The following is a 3,354-nucleotide window of genomic DNA, read 5'->3' on the forward strand; positions in this document are numbered from 1 at the left end:
CGCAAAGTGATCTACACGACCAACGCCATTGAAAGCGTGAACGCCCAGCTACGCAAGATCGTCAAGACGCGTGGGCACTTCCCCACGGACGAGGCCGCGACCAAACTGCTGTGGCTGGCCTTGCGCAATATCACGGCTGACTGGAGCCGTGCCGCACATGACTGGAAAGCCGCGATGAACCAGTTCGCGATCCTCTACGAGGATCGCTTCACCAGGAATCATTTGTAGAATGCAATTGATGACCTGCCAGACGGCAGGTTTTTATCTGCCTTGCACACAAAAATTCAGACACTTCCGTATCTCTCGATTCCAGGGCGAGGTGGTGTCGCAATCGAATCAAGTGGTCGTAGTGTGGGTTCTGCTTGATCGGCTCTTGGCGTGAATGCTGGCTGCCGATCGTCGTTATTCGAATCCAGCGGCGCTTCCGGCGTGCCGCCCTCATGATCGACGGCCTCGGCAGTGAGAACGTCGGTAGGTGATGACCGGCCCTCTGCCGCATCTACACCAGCGCTCCCTGGCGCCGGAGGGGACGACACACGCAACCGAGATGTCGCCTGATCGGGAACGCCTAGCTCCGCCGCGTGCTGTTGAGTTGCAGCCGTTCCCGATGAGCCTTCCGATCTGGAGTCTTTAAGCCTTCTCGTGAAGCGAAGCACGGTGGACTCTCCGACCTCGATCACGCCATTTTCAGCGAGGTAGCGCCACACCATGTAGGAGCTGAAACCCTTGGCCAGAAGTTCGATAATTAGCTTCTCGTGTTGGGCGAGCTTGCCTTTATGCCGGCGCCTACGAAGGAACTCCTCTGGGTCAATCAAACGCACTTCTGCCTTATTCATTTCGTTGCCACCGGGTTGCATTGAATTAGCGTACGGGCCGAGAGATCACCAAAATACGTGACCATCTACTGCCTTCACTCATACCATCACATACCTGCATGTCCCTACTCAGATACTTACAAACCCCGGCAAAGGCACCTGCACGTACATTCACCTCTACCATCGGGTACCTTCACTCATTCCGCGGCATCCATGTGCATGCCTCCTCGTTCTGGCTTTGAGATACGCAGGTACGAGCCCCCCAGACACACCACGTCTTGTGACTCGTTCGCCGTGGTAGCGAGACTTTCCGATTTGACGCCCCGGCACGCTCTTCAGGCCGGCGAGTTGCTCTTCCGGCTGTTTCAGTCCTATTGACTGGATACAGGCCATCTGGCGCCCGCCTACAGCGCCAGAGACCACTCCCGATCGTTTCCCGCATCTTTGGATGCCTTCACGTAACGTCGCCACTGCCGTTTGCATTGCCTGCGTATGCATGCAAATGCCGTCACCTTTACCGTCACCGAGCGCTTCATATACCTGCGCATACTCGCACGTACCTTCACCGATACCTTCACGTACCTGCGCATACTCGCACGTACCTTCACCGATACCTTCACGTACCTTCACCGATACCATCACGTACCTTCACCGATACCGTCACGTACCTTCACCCGATACCTTCACGTACCTTCGCCGATACCTTCACGTACCTTCATCGATACCCTCACATACCAACAAATCACGTGAATCGTTTGCCCGCGCTACACTCAATCCAGTGCGCCGAAACGAACGGCATATTGCTGCGCATTTGCACGTGAAAGCCCCAAACGCCGCGTCCAGGTGTTGTTCGGGTGCGGGTGTTCGAACAGCATGCAGCATGAATGTTGAAAAGTCCTTATCTCACGATGTCGAACTTCCTTTTAACGCAGGGCAGATATTGCGTATATCCAGCGATTATGATTGGCTTCAGTCCAGCGATTCGGATTGGACATCTCTTCCCACCGCAAGGAACACCCCAGCCGCCACTGCGGCAGCCCAAACTCTCGCGAGCGGGCGCCGCCTAAAGAGCTTCGCGAAACGCCTGACCTCTATGTAATTGAAGTACCAAAACGCCTTACTGCGGCTTTTTTAAAATCAAGCTGAACGGGACTACTTTGGGATACTGAGGTAACGCTAAGGCCTTACCGCATACGGCTCCCAAGGGGAAATGGGATACATCCCGTACCCTTTGCAGTGTGTCCCATTTCAGCCTTCCCCCCTGCATAAGGAGGCCTCACTGTCGCCGCGACGGGTCGTTGACTCATTCGCGCATGCGACAGACAAGCGGACGGCTCCCCCTTCTCACTCTCCCGGAGGAAGGGCACGCTAACCCAGGTACGAGCGCTACCTTTAGCTAGGGCATCATGGCAGTGGGGCACGCTTCGCTTGGTCTCCTCCGATACAAAAGGACTCCGCGCCTAGCTGCGGCTAGGTAACCCGGTAACCGTAAGGCTCGGACCAAGTGGCTGACATTGGACTATGGGCAGGCTCCTGGAAGACGTTTTTTAGAGACATCGATCGAACTTACGGTTAATCGCGGCTCTCCTGTCGTCCGAACTCTCTAAATTCCGTGAATAATCCTCATCTCGAATAGAAGTGATTTTGGGGGCGAGGCAGCGCTTGCACATATCCCTCTGATATGTTTAACTGTGCTCCAGTGAGTCTGACGGGACGTTGCCCCCGGGCCGCACGGAATACCCAAGCCGCCACTGCGGCAGCCCAAACTCTCGCGAGCGGGCACCCCCTGAAGAGGTCCACGAACTACCCGACCTCGATGAAGTTGAAGTACCCAAACGCCTCACGGCGTTTTTTTCAGAAGCACTCGAATCCAAATACTATCCAATACTGAGGTAAGGCCAAACCCTTGCCGAGTGGGCATCCCGGGCCGTGTTCCAACACATCCCAGACCCTTTTGGATTTTTGGATTCCACCAAACTCCCACGCACAAAGAGGCCTTTGCCGTCCCCGTGACGGGCCGCTGACTCATCGCACTTCGGCGACAGACAGGCGGAGGGCCCCCCTATCCCAACCCGGGAAGAGGGCAATCAAACCAGGTACGAGCGCTACCTTTACCCAGGCCATAACGGCAGTGGGATGCGCTTCGGTTCGTCTCCACCGATACAAAAGGACTCGACGCCTAGCTTCGGCTAGGTAACCCGGTAACCGTAAGGCCCGGGCCAGTTGCTGGAATTGGACAATGAGAGGTGGTGCCGCTTGTTCGGACAGGGTCCCGCGATTTTTAAGTGGAACGTCCGGGGCGATCATGCTGCCGATTTGATCGCTGGCAGCGTCGCGAAGTATGCCTCATCGGGCGTCTGATCCGCCAGACTCGAATGAGGACGTTTGCGGTTGTACAGCTCAATGTATTGGCCAATGGAGCGCCGGGCGTGGCTGACCGACTCGTAGGCTCTCAAATAAATCTCTTCGTACTTGATGCTGCGCCACACGCGCTCGACAAACACGTTGTCGCGCCAGGCGCCTTTGCCGTCCATCGACA

General features: G+C 56.1%; 3 protein-coding genes. 1 reads left to right on the forward strand and 2 read right to left on the reverse strand.

The window, feature by feature from the left end; all coding sequences use genetic code 11:
* Positions 1–228, forward strand: a 228-nt coding sequence (locus E1N52_RS43215; RefSeq protein WP_133184843.1) for a transposase, incomplete at its 5' end; no start/stop codon positions are given.
* 56 nt (positions 229–284) lie between these two features.
* Here E1N52_RS43215 and E1N52_RS43220 read toward each other — a convergent pair.
* Together E1N52_RS43220 and E1N52_RS43225 are read right to left on the reverse strand one after the other, a co-directional pair.
* Positions 285–836: a hypothetical protein gene (locus E1N52_RS43220; protein WP_133191185.1), complete on the reverse strand. Its 552-nt coding sequence runs from the start codon at positions 834–836 to the stop codon at positions 285–287.
* A 2,282-nt stretch (positions 837–3,118) separates the two neighbouring features.
* On the reverse strand, positions 3,119–3,354 hold a 236-nt coding region (locus E1N52_RS43225), incomplete at its 5' end, for an integrase core domain-containing protein (protein ID WP_133190276.1).

Source organism: Paraburkholderia guartelaensis (genome assembly GCF_004353905.1).
GTDB classification, from domain to species: Bacteria; Pseudomonadota; Gammaproteobacteria; order Burkholderiales; family Burkholderiaceae; genus Paraburkholderia; species Paraburkholderia guartelaensis.

Excerpts from the sequence above, each read along its gene's own strand:
- E1N52_RS43220 (WP_133191185.1), bottom strand. The coding sequence starts at position 836 with ATGAATAAGGCAGAAGTGCGTTTGATTGACCCAGAGGAGTTCCTTCGT.